This is a genomic window from Methylomonas sp. BG-2, assembly GCF_057766305.1.
In genome coordinates this window covers 14392-33334 of sequence record NZ_JBYMAP010000003.1, presented here as the reverse complement: position 1 = coordinate 33334, position 18943 = coordinate 14392, and the positions used below count along the sequence as shown (strand labels likewise).

Below are 18943 nucleotides of genomic sequence, written 5' to 3'. Positions count from 1 at the left end.
GAAGTCCCCAAGCCGGCGGCGATGTTACCCAAATCCGCCGCGCCGCGCCATCTTCGCGACCGGGCCGCGGCGAATTCGCCGAATTGGTCCAGACTTATGGATCGGCCTTCGCTCGCGATTGCGGCGGCGGCCTCATCCACGACGGCCCGAGGGCCGCGAAGCAACAAGCACTAGGAGGAACGACATGACGGGCCGTATCGAATTCAATCTGGGCTGGAACCGCTCGCCATCGCGCCGCGCCGAAGATGGCGACGGCAAATGCATATATCTGGTTGGCCGCTATTCGGGCCGGACCGGTGTCGGGGCGCCGATCGCAATAGACCTGGACAACTTCGATCAGGTTTTGGCGGACTTGGCGCCGACCATGACGATAGCCGGCGGTCAGCTCTTGCGCTTTGCCGAGCTGGACGATTTTCATCCCGACCGCTGGCTGAAACGGATACCGCTGCTCGCGGATTTAAGCGAACTGAAAACTCGCTTGCACAACCCGGCAACCGCCGAGATGGCCGCGGCGGCGATTCGCCAGTATTTGCCGGTCGCGCCGGCCGTGACCCAGCCGCCAACGCCGGCATCGACTAGCGGCGAAAGCGACGACGAAACCTTGCGGCGTCTGCTCGGCCGATCCTCGGAAGAAGCCGGGCCGGCGCCAACCGACAAGCTCACCGGTTGGATAGACAGCTTGGTAGCGCCGCACGTCAGTCAGGCCGCGTTACCCGAACACACCGCGCTCGCTGACTTGATCGACGCCGTGGTCGGCCAATATTTACGCGGCGTTTTGCACACCCCGGTTTTTCAGGACTTGGAAGCCCTGTGGCGCGCCACTCGGAATTTGGTCGGCGCGGCGGCCGAAGGCGAACATCGGCTGTATTTGCTGGATACCGATCCCGCCGCATGCGATGGGACGATGGCATCTCTCATCGTCGAACATGCCCGGCATCGCGAGGACGACCGTTCGTCCATTGTGTTGATCGATCATCGCTTCGGTCTGGGTGGCGCGGACCGGACACTGTTGGCCGCTTACGCCGAATTGGCGGCTAATCTGGGCGGTTGCGCGATCGGCGGGCTGGCGGCGGACTGGGCCGAAGCGGCGCTCACGAGGCATGCGCCAAATCTGGAGATGGCCGCCGATCGCGTCGTGCTCGCCTATCCGCGCTATTTGATGCGACTGCCCTACGGCGCCAAACGCGACCCGCTGGAAAGTCTGGCATTCGAAGAGTGCGGCCAGCCGCTGGCGGTCGAAGATCTGCTTTGGGGCAATTCGGCGTTTTTATGCGCGCAGGCTTTGTTGAAGGCCGAACCGGAGCCGGAAGACTTGGTTTTCCCGGATATACCGGTGTTTGCCTACACGGAGCGTGGCGAAACCGTGTTGCGGGCCGGCGCCGAGATCGTGTTGAGCGAAAGCCAAACCGAAGCCTTGCTGGCAAGCGGCATCACGCCGGTATTGGGTTTCCGCCAGCGTCCCGGCGTCCGCCTGCCGGCCATCGTCGCGCTGGCGGCGGCCGGCTAAATTGTTGCCAGCGTTCGGCGGGTCTGGGTTATAGTGACCGGACCCGACCCCAGAACGCCGCCATGCCGAACCGACCGAAAATTCTTAACAAAACCGTGGTCGCTCAGACCAGCCAATTCCGTGTCGAAGCACTGGAACTGGAATTCAGCAACGGTACGCGGCGACGTTACGAACGGCTGGCGCGCGGCGGCAATGGTTGCGGCGCGGTTCTGATCGTGCCGATGCTGGACGACGAAACGGTTTTACTGGTTCGCGAATATGCCGCCGGGCTGCACCGCTACGAACTGGGGCTGCCCAAGGGCAAATTGGACGACGGCGAGGACATGCTCAGCGCGGCCAACCGCGAATTGAAGGAAGAAATCGGTTACGGCGCGGCCAGTTTACGGCATCTGCACCAGGTTTCGCTGGCGCCGGCCTATCTGGAGCACACGATAGACATCATTCTGGCCGAGCAACTGTATCCGGAAAAACTGGTCGGCGACGAGCCGGAAGAACTGCAAGTGGTGCCGTGGCCGCTGGAGAGGATCGACAGCTTGTTGGCCAGCGGCGAATGTAGCGAAGCCCGTTCGATTGCCGCGTTATATCTGGCACTGGATCACTTGCGCCGGCGCGGTTAAGGTGGGTGGCGCGACCGCTTACCCTCGGATTTTGAACAACGGCTCCAGACCGTCGTCCTGGCGGGAGGGTACCGTTGCGGCCGGCGCCGGCGACTCCGCCGCGTAAGCCTCCCAAAGCACGCTTCCCCGCCAATCGGCATCGCTCCCGGAGTAAAGCAAACGGTTCAAGGCCTCGATTTCCCCGGCCAGCGCCGCGCCGCAGCGGCCAGCCAACCCGGTCAAGCTGTCGGTGCCGAAGCGCTGGCGGCCCCATTGCAGCAGCAACTGCTTGGCGGCTTGCGGATTATTCTCCCAACACGCCCGCTTTAAGCTGCGTTCCAGCGACGACTCGCCGGCCGGCATCGGTTTGGACGGCAGGCTCGATCCGGCGCCGGCTCGGCGGCGTATCGCCCAAAACCCGGTGACCAACCAACCGAGCGCGCAGACCGTCGCCGTCGCTTGCCACCAGCGTAATTCCCGATCCGAGGCCACGACGGTTTCGACGCTTCCGCCAGGGGAGACTTCCGCGCCGGACTGGGGGCTTGGGTTCGTTTGCGCCGTGTCGCCGGCGCCGGCTTCGGCCGCTATCGTCGCGGCCGGTAGCCGAGCTGTCTCGATTTTACCGGTGCGGGTGTTGAACCACGGGATTTCCACGGCCGGCAATGTGTAACGGCCGGGTTTGGACGGAATCAGCGCGATTTTCTCCTCGCGTAGCGCGGTCAGACCGTCGGCAAGTTTATCCTCCTTCAACAGCGGTTGGTCGGGATAACTTTTGAGGCCGTCGATCGCGGCCTTATCGGTCAACTCCGGCAATTGGCCAACCGTGGCGCCCCGGGCGCTCAGTGTTACGGTGCGAGTCAGCGGTTCGCCGACCTTGGCGCGCCGGTCGGCGTCGGACCACTGCTCGCTTAGTTCCAGATGCTCGGCGCTTAACCAGTTGCCGGCAAACCCGTTTGGTACCGGCAGCACATTCAACGTGACCGGCTTGGAGGTAATCCGGCGGGTTTCGGTACTGGGCCGATTGAAGAAGCCGTTGAAACGCGGCCGGCCGCCGGCCACGACTTCGGCGTTCATCGTCAGTGGCGCAATCGTAAACAATCCGCTCTGCTGCGGGAAAATCGCGTATTTGCGTTCGGTCACCCAATACTCGACCCCGTTGACTTGCGTCGTGTAACTATCGTCCTCGCCCAATTTCTCGACCAGCGCGTCCTTGATCTCCGGTTCGCTGAGGCTGGCCTGAGTGATTTGCACGCGCCGGAACAGCTTCAAGGTATAGATGACTTGCGACTGCACATAGGGCTTTTCCGGCGTCGCCGCTACCTCCAGAAACAGATCGCCGTCCTGCTGGGGTTCGGCGGCGGATGCGGCCACGACAATTTTCAACGGCCGACTGCTATCGGCGCCGAACCGGATCGGCGGAATCAATAACTCGCCGGCCTGTCTGGCCATCGCGTTCAATATCCATTGCTCGCTGCGGCTGCTTTTGCCGTTGACCCAAGAAGAACTGGAACTGCGCTGCTGGTTCAAAATCTCGAAATGGTCGCGTAACGGCCCGAAGTCCGGATCGCCGTCGGGTTCGTCCTCGGCGCTGAATACAATTTGAAACGATTCGTTCATCGCCACCGGATTGCGGCTGACCGACACCTGGATGTCGGCGGCCTGCAACAACGTGGCGATCAGCATCAACAGAAAAAATAAGCCGGCGCGCCGGCCTGGGCGAGTCAACATCGTAGGTTTCCGGAAATTAATGCATCGAAAAAGGTTTGCGGCTGTCGCTACGGTCGTCGAACCAGCCGTACAAGGCCGGCAATACCACCAGCGTCAACAGCGTCGAACTGATCAGCCCGCCGATCACGACGATGGCCAGCGGCTTTTGAACTTCCGAGCCGGGCCCGGTAGCGAATAAAAACGGTACCAGGCCCAGCAACGCGACGGTCGCCGTCATCATCACCGGCCGAAAGCGTTGTTCGCAACCCTGGCGGATCGCATGCGCCTGAGTCATGCCGCTGGCGCGCAAGCCGCGAATATACGAAATCAACACGACACCGTTTAATACCGCGATCCCCCACAGCGCGATAAAGCCGACCGAGGCCGGCACCGACAAGTATTCGTCGGTCGCGAACAGCGTGATGATCCCGCCGATCGACGCGAACGGCAATACCAGGATGATCAGCGCGGCAAAGCGCAACGACTGGAACAGCATGAACAGCAAAAAGAAAATCGCCGCGATCGTGATTGGAATGATCAACTGCAAGTGGCCCAAGGCCCGCTCCATGTTCTGGAATTGGCCGCCCCACTGCAGATAATAGCCTTCCGGCAGCGCGACCTTGGCCGAAATGGTTTGCTGCAATTCGGCGACGAAACCGCCCAAATCCCGGTCGCGAACGTTGATGCCGACCACGATGCGGCGCTTACCCATTTCCCGGCTGACCTGCGCCGGACCGTCGTTCAAGCTGATGTGGGTGACGTCGCCCAAACGGACGCGGGCGCCGTTGGGCGCGGTCAACATCAGATTGTCGATGGCGGCGATATTGTTGCGGAAATTTTCCGGCAGGCGCACCGCCGCCGAGAAGCGTCGCTCGCCTTGGTAAATTTCGGTGGCGACCTTACCGGCGATCGCGGTTTCGATCACGTCGTGGATGTCGGACGCGTTCAAACCGTGGCGGGCGATGGCCTGACGGTCGATCGTGATATTTAAATATTGCTGGCCGGTCACTCGCTCGACGCGAATGTCGCGGGCGCCGGTGACGTCGCCGGCCGCGACCGCGATCGCATCGGCCAGCCGTTTCAGTTCGGCCAGATCGTCGCCGAACACCTTGACCGCCACGTCGGAACGCACGCCGGTGACCATTTCGTCGACCCGGTCGGATATCGGTTGCGCCATCACCACCTGCATGCCGGGCAGGTTGGCGTTCAAGGCATCGCTCATCGCATCGGCGATATCGTCTTGGGTCCAGCCGGCCGGCCATTCCTCGCGCGGTTTCAGCGTGACGATGGGCGTCGATTCGTTCTGCGCCTGCGGATCGGCCGGACTCTCGCCGCGGCCGACGCCGCTCACCACGTTTTTGACGCCGGGAATACCCAACACCATCTTCATCGCCTGCATTTCGACATTGATGCTCTCCTCCAACGAAATGTTCGGCATGCGATTGATGCCCGGCACGATGGAACCTTCCTTCATTTCCGGAATGAACGAGGTCCCCAGGAAGGGCAGCAAGGCCAGTGTCGCTCCGAAAATCGCCAGCGCGACGACCACGACCTTGAGTCGATTGGTCAAAGCTAGATTCAAGACTCGCAGGTAATGGCGCTTGCAGAACGCGATCAAGCGGGTGTCGTGCTCGCCGTCGTGGCCTTCCAGAAAAAACGCGCACAATACCGGCGACAGCGTCAGCGACACGACCAGCGATACCAACAGCGCGATCGCGATCGTGTAGGCCAACGGCGCGAACATCTTGCCCTCCATGCCTTGCAAGGTCATCAGCGGCAGAAAGACCAACACAATGATACCGACCCCGAACAATACCGGCGTCGCCACCTCGTGCGTGGCGGCTTCGACCACCCTGACCCGGCTGGTGGCGCGGCCCTTGCGCTCGCCGAGCAATCGAAAGGCGTTTTCAACGACGACCACCGAACCGTCCACCATCAAACCGATCGCGATCGCCAATCCGCCCAGCGACATCAAATTGGCCGACAAGCCGAGTTTGTTCATCGCGATAAAGGTGACCAGCGGCGTGACGATCAACGTGGCGACGACAATCAGACTGGAGCGCACGTCGCCGAGAAACAGAAACAGTACGATGATCACCAGTACGATGCCTTCCATCAACACCTTGGTGACCGTGTGCAGCGCGGCGTCCACCAGGTCGCTACGATCGTAATACGACACGATTTTCAGGCCGTCGGGCAACATGCCTTTCGCGTTGATTTCGGCGACGCGCTCCTTGATCCGGCCGACCACTTCCTTGGCGTTGCCGCCGCGCAGCATCATCACAATGCCGCCGACCGCCTCGGTATAGCCGTCCTTAATCACCGCGCCGACCCGGACCTCGTGGCCGATCTTGATGTCGGCGACGTCGTGCATGTGCACCGGCACGCTGTTGTCTTCCTTCAGAACGATGCCGCCGATGTCGTTGACATCATTGATCAGACCGACGCCGCGAATCAGATATTGTTCGGCGTAATGCGGCAGTACGCCGCCGCCGCTGTTGGCGTTGTTGCGGGCCAGCGCCTCGAACACGTCGTTGAGCTTGATCCGGTAATGGTGCAAGCGGTCCGGATTGACCAGCACCTGATATTGCTTGACGTAACCACCCTGGGAATTGATTTCGGCGACGCCGGGAATGCCGCGCAACAACGGCCGCACCACCCAATCCTGCGCCTCCCGCCGGCGTTGTAAATCTTCCTGGCTCAGCACCTTGTCGCCGTCGTCGTCGCGTTCCAAGGTGTATTGGTAAACCTCGCCGAGGCCGGTGGATACCGGACCCAACACCGGATTGACGCCGTCCGGCATTTGCTGCTTGACCTCGATCAGCCGCTCCATCACCAATTGCCGCGCGAAATACACTTCGGTGCTGTCGCTGAAAATCAACGTGATCAGCGACAAGCCGTTTTTGTTCAGCGAGCGCATCTCTTCCAGGCTCGGCAGCCCGGCCATTGCGATTTCCAGCGGCACCGTCACCAGGCGCTCGACTTCGTCGGGGGAACGGCCGGTGGCTTCAGTGGCGATTTGCACCTGGATATTGGTGACGTCGGGAAACGCGTCCACCGACAGTTTTTGCATCGCCCGCGCGCCGAAGCCAATCAGCGCCACCGCCAGTACCGCCACCAGAATCCGTTGCCGCAGCGCGACTTCGATCAATCCGTTGAGCATGGTTTACTCCAACGCGCTGCGCAAGCGCTCGTTGTTCAAGTGAAACGCACCATCCACGACGATGCGCTCGCCGGCATTCAGACCGGTCAGCAGCGGTCGTTGCTGCGCCTGTTCGGCGCCCAGCTGCACCGGCCGCAGTTCGAAGCGGTCGTCGGTCAGCCGCACGAACACGTAATCCCGGTCGTTCTCGCGGACTACGGCTCGGCTCGGCACCACCAGGGATTGGGTGTCCGGCTTGCTGATTTTCAAGGTCGCCAGCATTTGCGGCTTGAACAAGCGCTCCGGATTGGCCAAGGCCATGCGCACGGTGACGGTACGGGTATCCGGATCGACCAGGTCGGCGACGTAAATCAATTTCCCGCTGACTTCCTGGCCGGGCAGGGCCGGCACCTCGGCATGCACTTGATCGCCTTGCCGAGCCCAATAGGCCTGTTGCTCCGGGATTTCGGCCACCAACCACAGGTGCGACAAGTCGGCGACCGTGTACAGACTGTCGGCCGGCTGTACCACCTGTCCGACCGCTACGTTACGCTCGATGACCACGCCGGCGATGCTGGACGTCACCGGCGAAAACGAATCGATGACCCGTTGCTTGGCCAAGCGTTTCAAATCGCCGTCGCTCATGCCCAACACCCGCAGCCGGTCGGTCGCGGCGCGCAGATCGACCTCCGCTTCGGTCAACACGCCGCGCCGTTCCAGCAGCTCGGCTTCGGCCAACACGCCGCTGTCGTGCAAGCGTTCGGCGCGCTGCACGGTCAGGCGCCGCAAATTGACTTGCGAGCTGGCTTTGAGATATTCGGATTGAGCCTGGCTCAGTTCGGTGCTGTTCAGCGAGGCCAAGCGCTCGCCCTTGGTGACGACTTGACCCAGCATCGCATTGATTTCGGTGATCCGGCCGGTTACGGTGGCGCCGATCTTCGCGACCCGATGTTGATCCAGTTCCACTCGCGCCGACAGTCTCAGCGACTCGCTGACCGTGGCGGGTTTGATTTCGGCGATTTTCAACAGCTTCAACAATGCCGGCGTAGCGGTCACCGGTTGGCCGATTTCGGCCCGCGCGGCCGGGACCAGCGCCAGCGCCAGCAACGCGGCGCGCAACGGACGGAAATAACAACGGAAACGAGGGAAACGAGGGTTGATGGACATTGACCTATTCCTGGTAATTGATCGGGTATCGAATCGCCATCCGGCGGTTCATCCGAGTGAGTCGAGTGCCGGCCCTGGGCCGGCGGTGTTGGGATGGCATCATGGCCGCGATACTTCGGCGATCAGCACCTTATCGATGCGGGTGCCGTCGATATCGACCACTTCGAAACGCCAACGTTCGTATTCGAAGGCATCGGCGACCTTGGGCAGGTCTTCCAGATAATAAAGGATGAAACCGCCGACGGTGTGGTAATCGCCATCGTTTTCGCCGGGGAGCGTGGTATCGATGCCGGTCACGGTCTTCATGCGTTGTATCGCCAAGCGGCCGTCGATCAGCCAGGAACCGTCCGCGCGTTGCGCCGCGTCGCTGTCCAGATTGGGTTCGGGGCTGGGCAAGTCACCGACGATGGCTTTCAACACATCGCTCAGCGTCGCCAGGCCTTCGATGTCGCCGTATTCATTGACGATCAGCGCCAAATCGCTACGGGTTTCGCGAAAGCGCTTCAGCAACTGGGTCAGCGTCAGCGATTCCGGAACGTAGATCGGCGCGTGCAACCCGGAAACCAAGTCGAATGCCAGCCCGTTCATTGCCGCCTTCAACAGTTCGCTCCGTTGCAGAATGCCGACCACCTCGTCCAGGCCGCCCCGGCAGACGACGGCGCGCGAATACGGGCAATCTGCCAGCTTGGCGCGGGTGACGGCTAGGTCGTCGGTCAGGTCGATCGCGTAAATCAATTGGCGCGGCGTCATCACCGCGCCAACCAGCTGGGCGTCCAATTGCAAAACGTTACCGACCAGATGGCGTTCTTCGGCATGAAACACGCCGGACTCCGCGCCGATTTCCATCAACAACTTGATCTCTTCGTCGGTGACGGCGGCCTCCGGGGTCCGATCGGCCCGCAGCAGTTTCAGCAGCAGATTGCTGGATGACGACAGCAACCAAACCAGCGGACTGGCCAACAGCGCGATCATATTCATCGGCCGCGCCACCAGCGCGGCGATGGCTTCCGGCCGCAGCAAGGCTAGGCGCTTGGGCAACAATTCGCCGACGACCACCGAGAAATAGGTAATCAGCCCGACCGTCGCCAACAGCGCGACCGAGTCGGCATAGTCGGCCAGTAGCGGAAACTGTTGCAAATAGTGGGCGATGGGCGCGGTCAAGGCGTCCTCGCCGAGCGCGCCGTTCATGATGCCGACGCCGGTGATGCCCACCTGCACCGTGGACAAAAACCGCGACGGTTCCTCGTGCAGTTTTAACGCCGCTTCGGCCCCGGCCCGCTTTTCGGCGGCCAGTTTGCGCAGTCTGGCCTTGCGCGCCGATACCAAGGCCATTTCCGACATCGCGAACAGGCCGTTGACCAGAATTAATAAAAGGATCAGTCCTATGTCCATCGCAATGGTTTCATTCCGGTCGTCGCGTGATCCGCGTGACTAAAGGGCACGGCGCTCACCAACCCGGTGCGTCGCGCGGCGCCGGATTGCGTTGACCGTATTGGTATTTGAATTTGCGCTTGAGTAGGCCGGTCGGTTCGTCCGGAATGCGTTTCAGCAATTGGGCGTTGGCCCGCTCGGATTCGTCGCGTTCGCCGGCTTGATCCGGTTTGGCCGTCGGCTGTGCAGCGTCATGACCGGACTCGGCCGATTCGGGCGGCTTGGCCGAGTCGGCGGATTGTGGCGAGGTTTCCGGCCGCTTTTGGCGAGGGTCGTCGCGGGGTTGATCGTCGGCTTGCGCCGAATTGGGGTCGGGCTGGCGTTTCTGGTTGTCCGCCGCCGAGTCCGATGGCTGGCCTTGTTGATCGGGCTTTGGTTGTTGGTCGGCGGGTTCCTGTTTCGATCCCGGCTGTTGCGGGTTTTGGGCGCCGGATTGCGGTTGCGCCGAGTCGGGTTTGGAATCCGACGAGTTGTCCGGTTGCTGTTGTTGGGTCAATTGCTTCTCTATCTGTTCTTTGTTGTAGCGGGCATCCGCGTGATCCGGCTGCAATTTCAGTGCCTGTTGATAGGCCGCCAACGCCGCAGGCAAATCACCCGCCTGGGCCAGCGCATTCCCCCGGTTGTAATGGCCGTCGGCGCTGGTAGCCGATTTCAAGGTTTCGGCGGCTTCCCGATATTGGCCCGCCCTATATTGGGCAGCCGCGCGCCATTCCGGGTTTTCGAAACGACTCGCCGCCGCGTCGTATTGTTCGCGGTCGAAGGCTTGCCGGCCCTGTTGGTCCGGCGTGCGCCACAGACTTTGCCAGTCCAGGGCGTGGGCGTCATTTGACCAGGAGGGCAATAACGCCAAAGTCGCCCAAACTAACACTCCCCTGCGAAATTGCCAGGCAGCCCAAGGTAGCAACGGTAACATCAGCCAGGGACCGATTTCGTCCCATTGTTGCAACATCAATTCGGTGCCGGTTAAAGGTTCGGTATTGTCCGGATGGTTGAACAGCTGGCTCAATGCTTCGACATCGTCGTCGCCGACGGCAACCGGCCGGTACAGGCCTCGACCGACATCGGCCAAGGCTTGCAGCACGCCGGCGTCGAGTCGGGCGATGACGATATTGCCGTCCGCGTCCTTCAGAAATCCGCCGCCGCCGACCGGAATCGGCGCGCCGTCGCCGGTGCCGATGCCCAGCACCGATAAACGATAGCGACCCAGCCATTGCTCGGCCAGAGCGGCGCTGTCGCTATCGACGCCGTCGCTGACCAACAGGATGTGGCCTTGGACGAGGCCGGCCTGTTGCAACAATTCGACGGCCTTGCGAATGGCGATACCCGCGTTGGTGCCGGGACTGGGCATGATGTCGGTGGTCAGCGCGGTCAATTGGCTGTCGATGGTCGCGACGTCGTTGGTCAGCGGCGTCACGGTAAACGCATCGCCGCCGTAGACCAGCAACGCGGTCTGGCCGTCCTTGCGCTGCTTGAGCAGATCGGCGATCTTATAGCGCGCCTTGGCGATGCGGCTGGGTTTGATGTCGGTCGCATCCATCGAGCGCGATAAATCCAGCGCGATGACCAACGCCGATTCGTTGCGGAAGGCCGGACCCGGCAAGCGCTGCCAAGTGGGACCGGCCAGCGCGACGACGGTCAACAACACCGCCGCGGCCGCCAGCGGCAAACGGTAATTTCGGCCGGTCGTCGGCTGGTCTTGCAGGATGAAAGGCAGCAACTCGGCATCGCAAAATTCCCGCCATGCCCCGCGCCCCAAGCGGCGCTTCCACAGCAGCGCCAGCAAGATCGCGGCCGGCAACAACGCGTACCACCACCAGGGGCGAAGAAAATGGAAGTCCGACCAATGGATCATTGTTGAGGTCTCCTTCAGCCGCGACGCAAATTAAAGGTCGCCAAGCCGGCGCTCAGCAACAGCGCCAATCCCAACGGCCAATGGTACAGTTCCCGGCGAGGCCGGAAATATTGCTTATCCTTTTCGACCGGTTCCAATTGGTCCAGCAACCGATAGATACGATCCAATTCTTCGGTGTCGCGGGCCCGAAAATAGCGGCCGCCGGTGGCGTCGGCGATCGCGGTCAGCGTGGTTTCGTCCAAATCGGCGGACGGATTGACCCGGCGGTTGCCGAACAGGCCACGGACTACCATTTCGTCGGCGCCTATCCCTATCGTGTAAATCTTCAAATGGTGTTCGGCAGCGATTTCGGCGGCCTTCAACGGCGTCAGCTCTCCGGCGGTATTGGCGCCGTCGGTCAGTAAAATCAAGACCCGGCTGTCGTCGCGTTGTTGCTCCAGGCGTTTGACCGCCAAGCCAATCGCGTCGCCGATCGAGGTTTTCGGGTCGTCCTCGGTAATCCCGATGAAGGCCTCGTCCAGCAAGGTTTGCACGGTTTTGCGGTCAAAGGTCAACGGCACGTGCAAATAAGCCTGAGTGCCGAACAAAATCAGACCGAGCCGATCGCCGGCCCGGCGCCGGATGAATTCGCCGGCCACCTGCTTGATCGCGGTCAGTCGGTCCACCTTGCGTTTGCCGATAAAAAAGTCCTCTTCCTGCATGCTGCCGGATACGTCGACAGCCAACATCAAATCGCGGCCGCTGACGGCCTGTTCCAACGGTTCGCCGAGCCACAACGGCCGCGCGGCGGCTAAGACTAAACACAGCCAAGCCAGCGCCGCGATGCGCAGCGCCCACGGGCTCTGAGCACTGACGATACGGGCGTCGCCGCCGCCGAACTCGTCCAGAAACGGCACCTTCAACGCCGCCTGCCTATCCAGCGGCCGGGCCGGCACCGTAAATCTAATCAGCAGCGGCAGCGGTAGCAACACCAGCAGCCAGGGCCATTGCCATTCGATCATCGGGATTTCGCTCGTTGTTTCAGCCAGCGTTCGCACAGCGCGGTGACGGCGGAAATGTCCGCGGTCGGCGCCAGCGGCCGGTAAGGCCCGTCGGCCAGACAACGGCCCTCGCCCTCGCTGAACGGCCGGTCGGCCAGCTCAGCATCCAGGTAGCGTAGCCAGGCGTCGCCGTGCAGTCCGGCGACCGATTCGCGGCCGTCGCGGCTGATCGCCGCGCGCCGCAACAACGCCGACAGGGCGGCCAGCTTTTGGCGGTCGTCCATGCCGGCATCGTCGCGAATCGCCGCCAGCACCGCTTGCGCGGTTTTGACGGCGGCGCGGCGGCGCGGGCGCCGGTAAAACCGGTAACCCGCCCAAGCCAGTATCGGCAGCAACAGCGCCAGCAGCCACCAACCCGGCGCCGGCGGCCAATAGCCGACCGGAGTCGGCAGGTGTATGTCCTTGAGTTGCAAAGCCGCCACGATCAAGCCTCCTCGGCGTCCGGTTCCGGTTCGGCGGCCAACAGCGCGGATAACGCGGCGTGGACGGCCTGAACTTGTTCGAAGCCATCGCGAGCTGCGGCGATTTCGCCGGCGTCGTAGCGATGCTTCAAGTCGTTCGCTAAACGGTGGCGTTCCAGATGCAAGGTTTCGATTTCGCTTAACCAAGCCCGGCTGTGGCTATGCTCGGCCTTGGCCTGTTTCAGCCAACGGCCCAAATGGCATTTGCGCGGATTCAAGATCGGCCAATGGCGGTCGGCGCCGGATTCCGCCAGCAAACTGTCTCGCAAGCGCTCCAGCCAGTGGCGGGTGTCGAATTTGCGGATCTCGACCAGCGCCCGTTCCGGCGCCAGTCCGGCGTCGGCGTAAAACTGCCATTCCGCATACGGGCGGTAGGCGGCGATCCAGGCCGGAAGATCGGCGGCCGGCATCGGCCTGGCGATGGCGTAGCCTTGCAGCAATTGGCAGCCCATCAATAGTAAGACGGTGCCGTGGTCCCGGTTTTCGACGCCCTCGGCGATGACCCGGCGTCGGAAGGCCTGGCTCAAACCGATCACGCTTTCGATGATGGCGTAGTCGTCCGGATCGTCCAGCATGTCGCGAACGAAGCTTTGATCGATTTTGACCGTATCCACCGACAAATGCCGCAAATGGGTCAGCGATGAATAACCGGTGCCGAAATCGTCGAGCGCGATGCTGATGCCCAATTGTTCGCGGCACAGCCTGACGGTACGGTTGACAGCGGTCAAGTCGTCCAGCGCGGTGCTTTCCAGAATTTCCAGTTGTAGATAGCTTGAATCGACGGCCGGATATTGGGATAGCGTGGTCTCGATGTGCTCGAAGAGCCCGGGCCACAATAGATGGTAGGACGAAACGTTGACGCTGACTTCCAAGGTCAAGCCCTGGGCTTGCCAATCGGCGAGTTGCCGGCACGCTTCGGCGATCACCCAATTGCCGACCCGGATTTCCAGCTCGGTCGATGCAATCGCCGGCAAAAAGCTCAGCGGCGGCACCATGCCTTGCTCGGGGTGCCGCCAACGCAGCAAGGCCTCCGCGCCGGTCACCTGACCGGTTTGGATGTTGACCTTGGGTTGGTAGTACAGGCAAAACTGGCCGGCACCAAACGCTTCCTCGATTTCCTTGAGGCGTAGGTTGCGGTGAATGATTTGCTGGTCGCGGTTGGTGTCGAACAGGCGGAAGCAGTTCTTGCCGGCCATTTTAGCTTGATACATGGCTTGGTCTGCATGGCGTAGCAAGGTATCCGGATCGGCGTCATCCAACGGAAAAACCGTGAATCCGGTGCTGACGCCAACCGCGACCGGTTCGCCGTCGATCAGAATAGGTTGCGAAATCGCCCGCTGGATGCGCGATATCGCTTGTTCGCACTGTTCGACCGACTCGATACCGCCCAACAGCAACGCAAATTCGTCGCCGCCGTGGCGCGATACGCTGTCTTCCTCGCGGATGCCGCCTTTGATGCGCTCGGCAATTTCGACCAATACCCGGTCGCCGGCATCGTGGCCGAATTGGTCGTTGACCGGTTTGAAACCGTCCAAATCCAGAAAGCAGATCGCCAGCAGCGAGTGTTCGCGCTTGGCGTGGGCGATGGCCCGGTTCAAGCGGTCGGCGAACAAAATCCGGTTGGGCAGACCGGTCAGCGGATCGTAATGGGCGATCAACTCCAGCAATTGCTGTTGCTGCTTGGCGTGGGTCACGTCGGAGAACAGGCCGAGATAGTGGCTGGTATTGCCGTCGGCATCGCACAATGCCGAGACGGTCAGATGTTCCGCATAGAGCTCGCCGTTTTTCTTCCGGTTCCACAACTCGCCGCGCCAATATGAATTGAGCCGCAGGGCTCTCCAGATATCGGCGTAGAAATCGCTCGGGTGCTTGCCGCTTTGCAAAAATCTCGGATTTTGACCGAGGACTTCGGCGCGGCTATAGCCGGTAATTTCGCAAAAGGTCGGATTGACGTCGATGATGTTGGCGTTGGCGTCGGTAATCAGGATGCCTTCATGGGCATCGCTGAATACCCTGGCCGCCAACCGCAGATGTTCCTCGGCGCGCTTGCGTTCGGTAATGTCGCGGGTCAGGCCCAGCAACGCGGTGATCCGGCCCTCGGCGTCGCGCATCGGCACCGAATGAGTGTCCAGCCAGCGGTGGCGGCCCTTCAGGCCGATAATTTCGAACTCCAGGGTTCCCGACGCGCCGGCGAATACCCGCTGACTCAAGGCTTCGAAAGCGGCGCGGTACTTGGGCACGATCAGTTCGGCCAAATCCAGGGCTTGGGCCTGTTCCAGACTCTCGGCGCCTATCATGTCCAAACCCGCCGGATTGATCTGCAACAAACGGCCGGCGGTATCCAGCAGCTTCACGCAGTCCGGCTCGGAATCGACGATGGTGCGCAACTTCACTTCGGATTCTCGGGCCTTGGCCGCCGCCGACTGCAACTCGGCGACGGCTTGTTCCAATTCGTCGGTGCGCTCCTCGATCAAGGCTTCGACGTGAGCGGTGCGGCCGCTGACGATCAGCAACAACACGTTCAACAAACTGGCGAAGCTCAATCCGCCGATCAAGGTAATCCAAGGCAGCGACGAGCCTTGGCCGGCCACGAAGCCGCTACCCGGCGTGACCGTGAGTTGCCAGTTGCGGTCGGCGAATGCAAAGCGATGCCGCCAGTCTTTCAGATTGTATTTGCCGCTCAGGCTGTGGATGGGTTTGTTGAACAGCACCGCCTGATGTTCCGGCGCGCCGAGATCCTCGATTTTTAAACCGAATTCGTCCGGATTGAGGCCCTTGGTGACGATATCGACCATTCTGGCCGGCAGAAACACCGCCGAGATAAAACCCTCGAATACCGGCGCATCCAATGTCGATGCTTGCTTGATCAGCGGTGCCGATACCAGTATGCCTGGCAGGCCGCCGGTGTCCTGGATCAGATTCAGACGCGACGAAGCGCTAATCTTGCCGGTTTCGCGGGCGACATCCTTGGAAGCTTTGCTGGCTGGATTGGAGCAGGAGTCCAGGCCGAACGCGGCCCGGTTGCCGTTCATCGGCTCGATAAACGCGACCGGACAGTATTCCAGGCGTAGTTCGGCCGGCACCAGCGCGCCGTCGGACCGGCGCTCGGTCACCCGAAATTCGCGGTAGCCCTCGGCGCGCACCGATTTTTCGAAGGCGGCCAACTGGGCCGATTTGACCAGCGGCAACCATTCCAGGGCCTGAATTTCCGGATGCCGCAACAAGATACCTTGGGCGAACACCGCGAACTCGCGGCGAGTAACCTCCTCGGACGCCAGGAACACATCGCGCAGTGCCAGCGTGTTGTCGAGGACGTTGCCGACGTATTCGGTCAACAAGCGCTCGATTTCGCCGGCGCGGTTGTCGAAGGCCACCTGAATGCGAGCCTGCTCGGCCCGAAACACCTGAACGAACACCAGTACCAAGGCCATCAGCGCGGCCAGCAGCGGCAGCGCGACGCTGATTCGGCGCGGCCGCCAGAGTTCGCGGGGCAAGCCGAACCAGCACAATAACAGCGGCGTGACGACGGTAACGCCAAGACAGTCGCCTATCCACCAGTTACGCCAAGCAATTCCCAACTGCTCGGGCGTCATGAATTGCGCCGCGAACAACGCGGTAACGCCGACGCTCGGCGAGATCAAGCAGGCCAAAGGCGCGGCCAGTACAAAGAATCCGAGAATCGAGCGCGGGCTATCCAATTTGGGTAGTCCGGGTTCCAGGTATTTCGCGGATAAATCGCTGGCGGCCAATACCTGCAATGTGCTGCCGCCGCCGATCACCAGCGCGGTCAGCGCCGAAATGATCGAATAGTGTTCGGTAAAGTCGGCGATTGCCAGAAATTGGGTCGCGGTCGCGCCTAACCAGACGCCGGGCCACAGCCGGCGGCCCCAGATCAGCAACGCGGCCAGCGCAATCCCGGCCGGCGGCCACAGCGGACTGGCATAGCCGGGTGGAATCACGATGTTCAAGCCGGCCCAGCCGCTGACGAACATCGCGACGGCCAACCAAAACACCGCGTTAACGCCGGCCGGCGGCAGGCTTCCGATTTCGCGGCCGGCCGGATCGGCCGTAGGGCCGACGATGTTGAGCATCGGCGGCACCGTGTTCATGCGCGGCCTCCGGGCGCGGGCAACGCAGGTGCCAACGCCTGCCGCGGCAGTTGCTGGGTGCTGCATTGCAGCCACGACAAGCGCAATTGCTTGCTCAAGCGTCGCAACAAGGTTTGGCGTTGCTCGAAGCGTTGGCGATGAGCCTGAGTTTGCCGGCGGTCCGCGGCGTCGACGATCAGTTCGCGCCAACGGTCCACCAGTCGGAATCTGCCGCTGGCGGGCAAGGCGAGCTCGAACGGATCGAAAATTTGCACCAATACGATGTCGCAATGGCGGGCCAGATAGGCCAAGTGATTTTCGGCGGCGGCGTTCAGGCCGCGAAAATCGCTGAGGATGTAGACCCGGCTGCCGGGGCGGGCGTGATGCTGCAAACGCGCCAGCGGCAGGGCCAAATCGGCCACGGCGTCGCCGGCAAAATCCGGCCGAACCAGCGCGTTTAAGAAGCGCAATACGGCGGCCTTGCCGTTTTGCGGTTTGAATTCCTGACAGCCTTGCTCGGCGAAAATCTGGCCGCCGACCCGGTCGCCCTGGTGCCAGGCCGCCCAGGCCAGCAGTGCCGCCAATCGGGCGGCCTGTACCGCCTTGAACACGCCGCGGGTCGCGAATTGCATGCTGGCGCGGTAGTCGACGGCGATAAACATCGGCCGCTCGCGCTCTTCGCGGTAGATTTTGCTGTGCGGCTTGTCGGTACGGGCGGTCACCCGCCAATCTATGCGGCGCACGTCGTCGCCGGGTTGGTACAAACGGGTTTCGTCGAAGGCCATGCCGCGCCCCTTGAAGCGCGACAGGTAATGGCCGCCCTGGCTGGCGCGTATGGCACCGTTGCCCAGTTTCAGCGCGGCGGCCGGTTTGGCCAAATCGAGCAGTGTCTTTAAATCGACCGCGATGCGTTCGTTGCCGGCGGTTTGGCGCTGGTTCATCAGGGTACCGCGATACGGGCGATCAGCTCTTTGATGACGTGTTCCGGGCTGATGCCTTCCGCTTCGGCTTCGTAGGACAGGATCAAGCGGTGGCGCAGCACGTCGTAGGCTATGTCTTGAATGTCGCCGGGATCGACGAAATCGCGTTGTTGCAGCCAGGCCTTGGCGCGAGCGCACCGGTCCAACGCGATGCTGGCGCGCGGGCTGGCGCCGTATTGTATCCAGCCGGCCAAATCCTGGCCGTAGGCGGCCGGATTGCGGGTCGCCAGTACGATTTGCAGCAAATATTGCTCCAGGCTTTCGGCCATGTATAAGTCCAGCACTTCGGCGCGCGCCGCGAACAAGGTTTGCTGGCCGATTTTGGCCGGCGCGACCTTGGTGTGGGCCAGCTCGCCGCGCGCTTCGGCACGGGCCAGGTGCAGAATCGCCTGCTCGTGGCTCGGGCTGGGGTAATCGATTTTGACGTGCAGCAGGAAACGATCGAGTTGGGCCTCCGGCAGCGGGTAAGTGCCTTCCTGTTCGATCGGATTTTGAGTGGCCATCACCATGAACAGCGGCGGCAACGGGTAAGTGGCCTTGCCGACCGTGATCTGGCGTTCCGCCATCGCCTCCAGCAGCGCCGCCTGTACCTTGGCCGGCGCCCGGTTGATTTCGTCGGCCAATATCAGGTTATGAAACAACGGGCCTTTTTGAAATTCGAAACTGCCTTGTTGCGGGCGGTAAATTTCGGTGCCGGTCAAATCGGCCGGCAGCAGATCGGGCGTGAACTGCACCCGGTGGAAATCGGCTTCCAGACCTTGGCCCAGCACGTTGATGGCTCGGGTCTTGGCCAGTCCTGGCGCGCCCTCGACCAGCAAATGGCCGTCGGCCAGCAGCGCGATCAGCATCCGTTCGACCAGCACGTCCTGGCCGATGATCTGGGTATTGATGTGGGCTTGCAGTTGTTGGAGGGCGGTTTGGCTGGCGCTGAGACTGATCTCGGTCATGTCGAATGAAATCCTGGTTTAAAGC

At 61.9% G+C, this 18943-nt stretch carries 12 protein-coding genes; 2 read left to right on the top strand and 10 right to left on the bottom strand.

Going from position 1 to position 18943, the window contains the following annotated elements; genetic code table 11:
* Nucleotides 1-184 precede the first annotated feature (184 nt).
* Nucleotides 185-1507 (top strand): type VI secretion system contractile sheath domain-containing protein, encoded by a 1323-nt coding sequence (locus AC3B8H_RS00735; protein ID WP_488439713.1) that lies wholly within the window; start codon nt 185-187, stop codon nt 1505-1507.
* Nucleotides 1508-1569: 62 nt separating this feature from the next.
* Entirely contained in the window at nt 1570-2124 is a 555-nt protein-coding gene (gene nudE, locus AC3B8H_RS00730) for an ADP compounds hydrolase NudE (RefSeq protein ID WP_488439712.1), read from the top strand.
* Between the two features lie 18 nt (nt 2125-2142).
* Here nudE and AC3B8H_RS00725 read toward each other — a convergent pair whose 3' ends face one another.
* From AC3B8H_RS00725 to AC3B8H_RS00680, 10 genes are all read right to left on the bottom strand, one after another.
* Nucleotides 2143-3831 carry a BatD family protein gene (locus tag AC3B8H_RS00725; protein ID WP_488439711.1) on the bottom strand — a complete coding sequence of 563 codons (1689 nt, stop codon included), beginning with the start codon at nt 3829-3831 and terminating at the stop codon, nt 2143-2145.
* A 16-nt stretch (nt 3832-3847) separates the two neighbouring features.
* Nucleotides 3848-6973: an efflux RND transporter permease subunit gene (locus tag AC3B8H_RS00720; protein ID WP_488439710.1), complete on the bottom strand. Its 3126-nt coding sequence runs from the start codon at nt 6971-6973 to the stop codon at nt 3848-3850.
* Between the two features lie 3 nt (nt 6974-6976).
* A complete protein-coding gene (locus AC3B8H_RS00715) occupies nt 6977-8119 on the bottom strand; it encodes an efflux RND transporter periplasmic adaptor subunit (protein WP_488439709.1) in 1143 nt (380 codons plus the stop codon).
* A gap of 99 nt (nt 8120-8218) precedes the next feature.
* Nucleotides 8219-9511 (bottom strand): hemolysin family protein, encoded by a 1293-nt coding sequence (locus AC3B8H_RS00710; RefSeq protein WP_488439708.1) that lies wholly within the window; start codon nt 9509-9511, stop codon nt 8219-8221.
* Between the two features lie 55 nt (nt 9512-9566).
* The gene (locus AC3B8H_RS00705; protein ID WP_488439707.1) at nt 9567-11402 is read right to left on the bottom strand and encodes a vWA domain-containing protein; all 1836 of its coding nucleotides are present in this window, start codon (nt 11400-11402) and stop codon (nt 9567-9569) included.
* Between the two features lie 14 nt (nt 11403-11416).
* On the bottom strand, nt 11417-12403 hold the full coding sequence (locus AC3B8H_RS00700) for a vWA domain-containing protein (protein ID WP_488439706.1): 987 nt from the start codon (nt 12401-12403) through the stop codon (nt 11417-11419).
* Nucleotides 12400-12864 carry a DUF4381 domain-containing protein gene (locus AC3B8H_RS00695; protein ID WP_488439705.1) on the bottom strand — a complete coding sequence of 155 codons (465 nt, stop codon included), beginning with the start codon at nt 12862-12864 and terminating at the stop codon, nt 12400-12402. Before AC3B8H_RS00695 ends, AC3B8H_RS00700 begins: the two co-directional genes overlap by 4 nt.
* 2 nt (nt 12865-12866) lie before the next feature.
* Nucleotides 12867-17012, bottom strand: coding sequence for an EAL domain-containing protein (locus tag AC3B8H_RS00690; protein ID WP_488439704.1), 4146 nt, complete (start codon nt 17010-17012; stop codon nt 12867-12869).
* Complete coding sequence (locus AC3B8H_RS00685) at nt 17009-17932, bottom strand: DUF58 domain-containing protein (protein WP_488439703.1); 924 nt, start codon at nt 17930-17932, stop codon at nt 17009-17011. Before AC3B8H_RS00685 ends, AC3B8H_RS00690 begins: the two co-directional genes overlap by 4 nt.
* The gene (locus tag AC3B8H_RS00680; RefSeq protein WP_488439702.1) at nt 17932-18918 is read right to left on the bottom strand and encodes an AAA family ATPase; all 987 of its coding nucleotides are present in this window, start codon (nt 18916-18918) and stop codon (nt 17932-17934) included. The genes AC3B8H_RS00685 and AC3B8H_RS00680 overlap by 1 nt, the downstream gene beginning before the upstream one ends.
* Between the last annotated feature and the right edge of the window lie 25 nt (nt 18919-18943).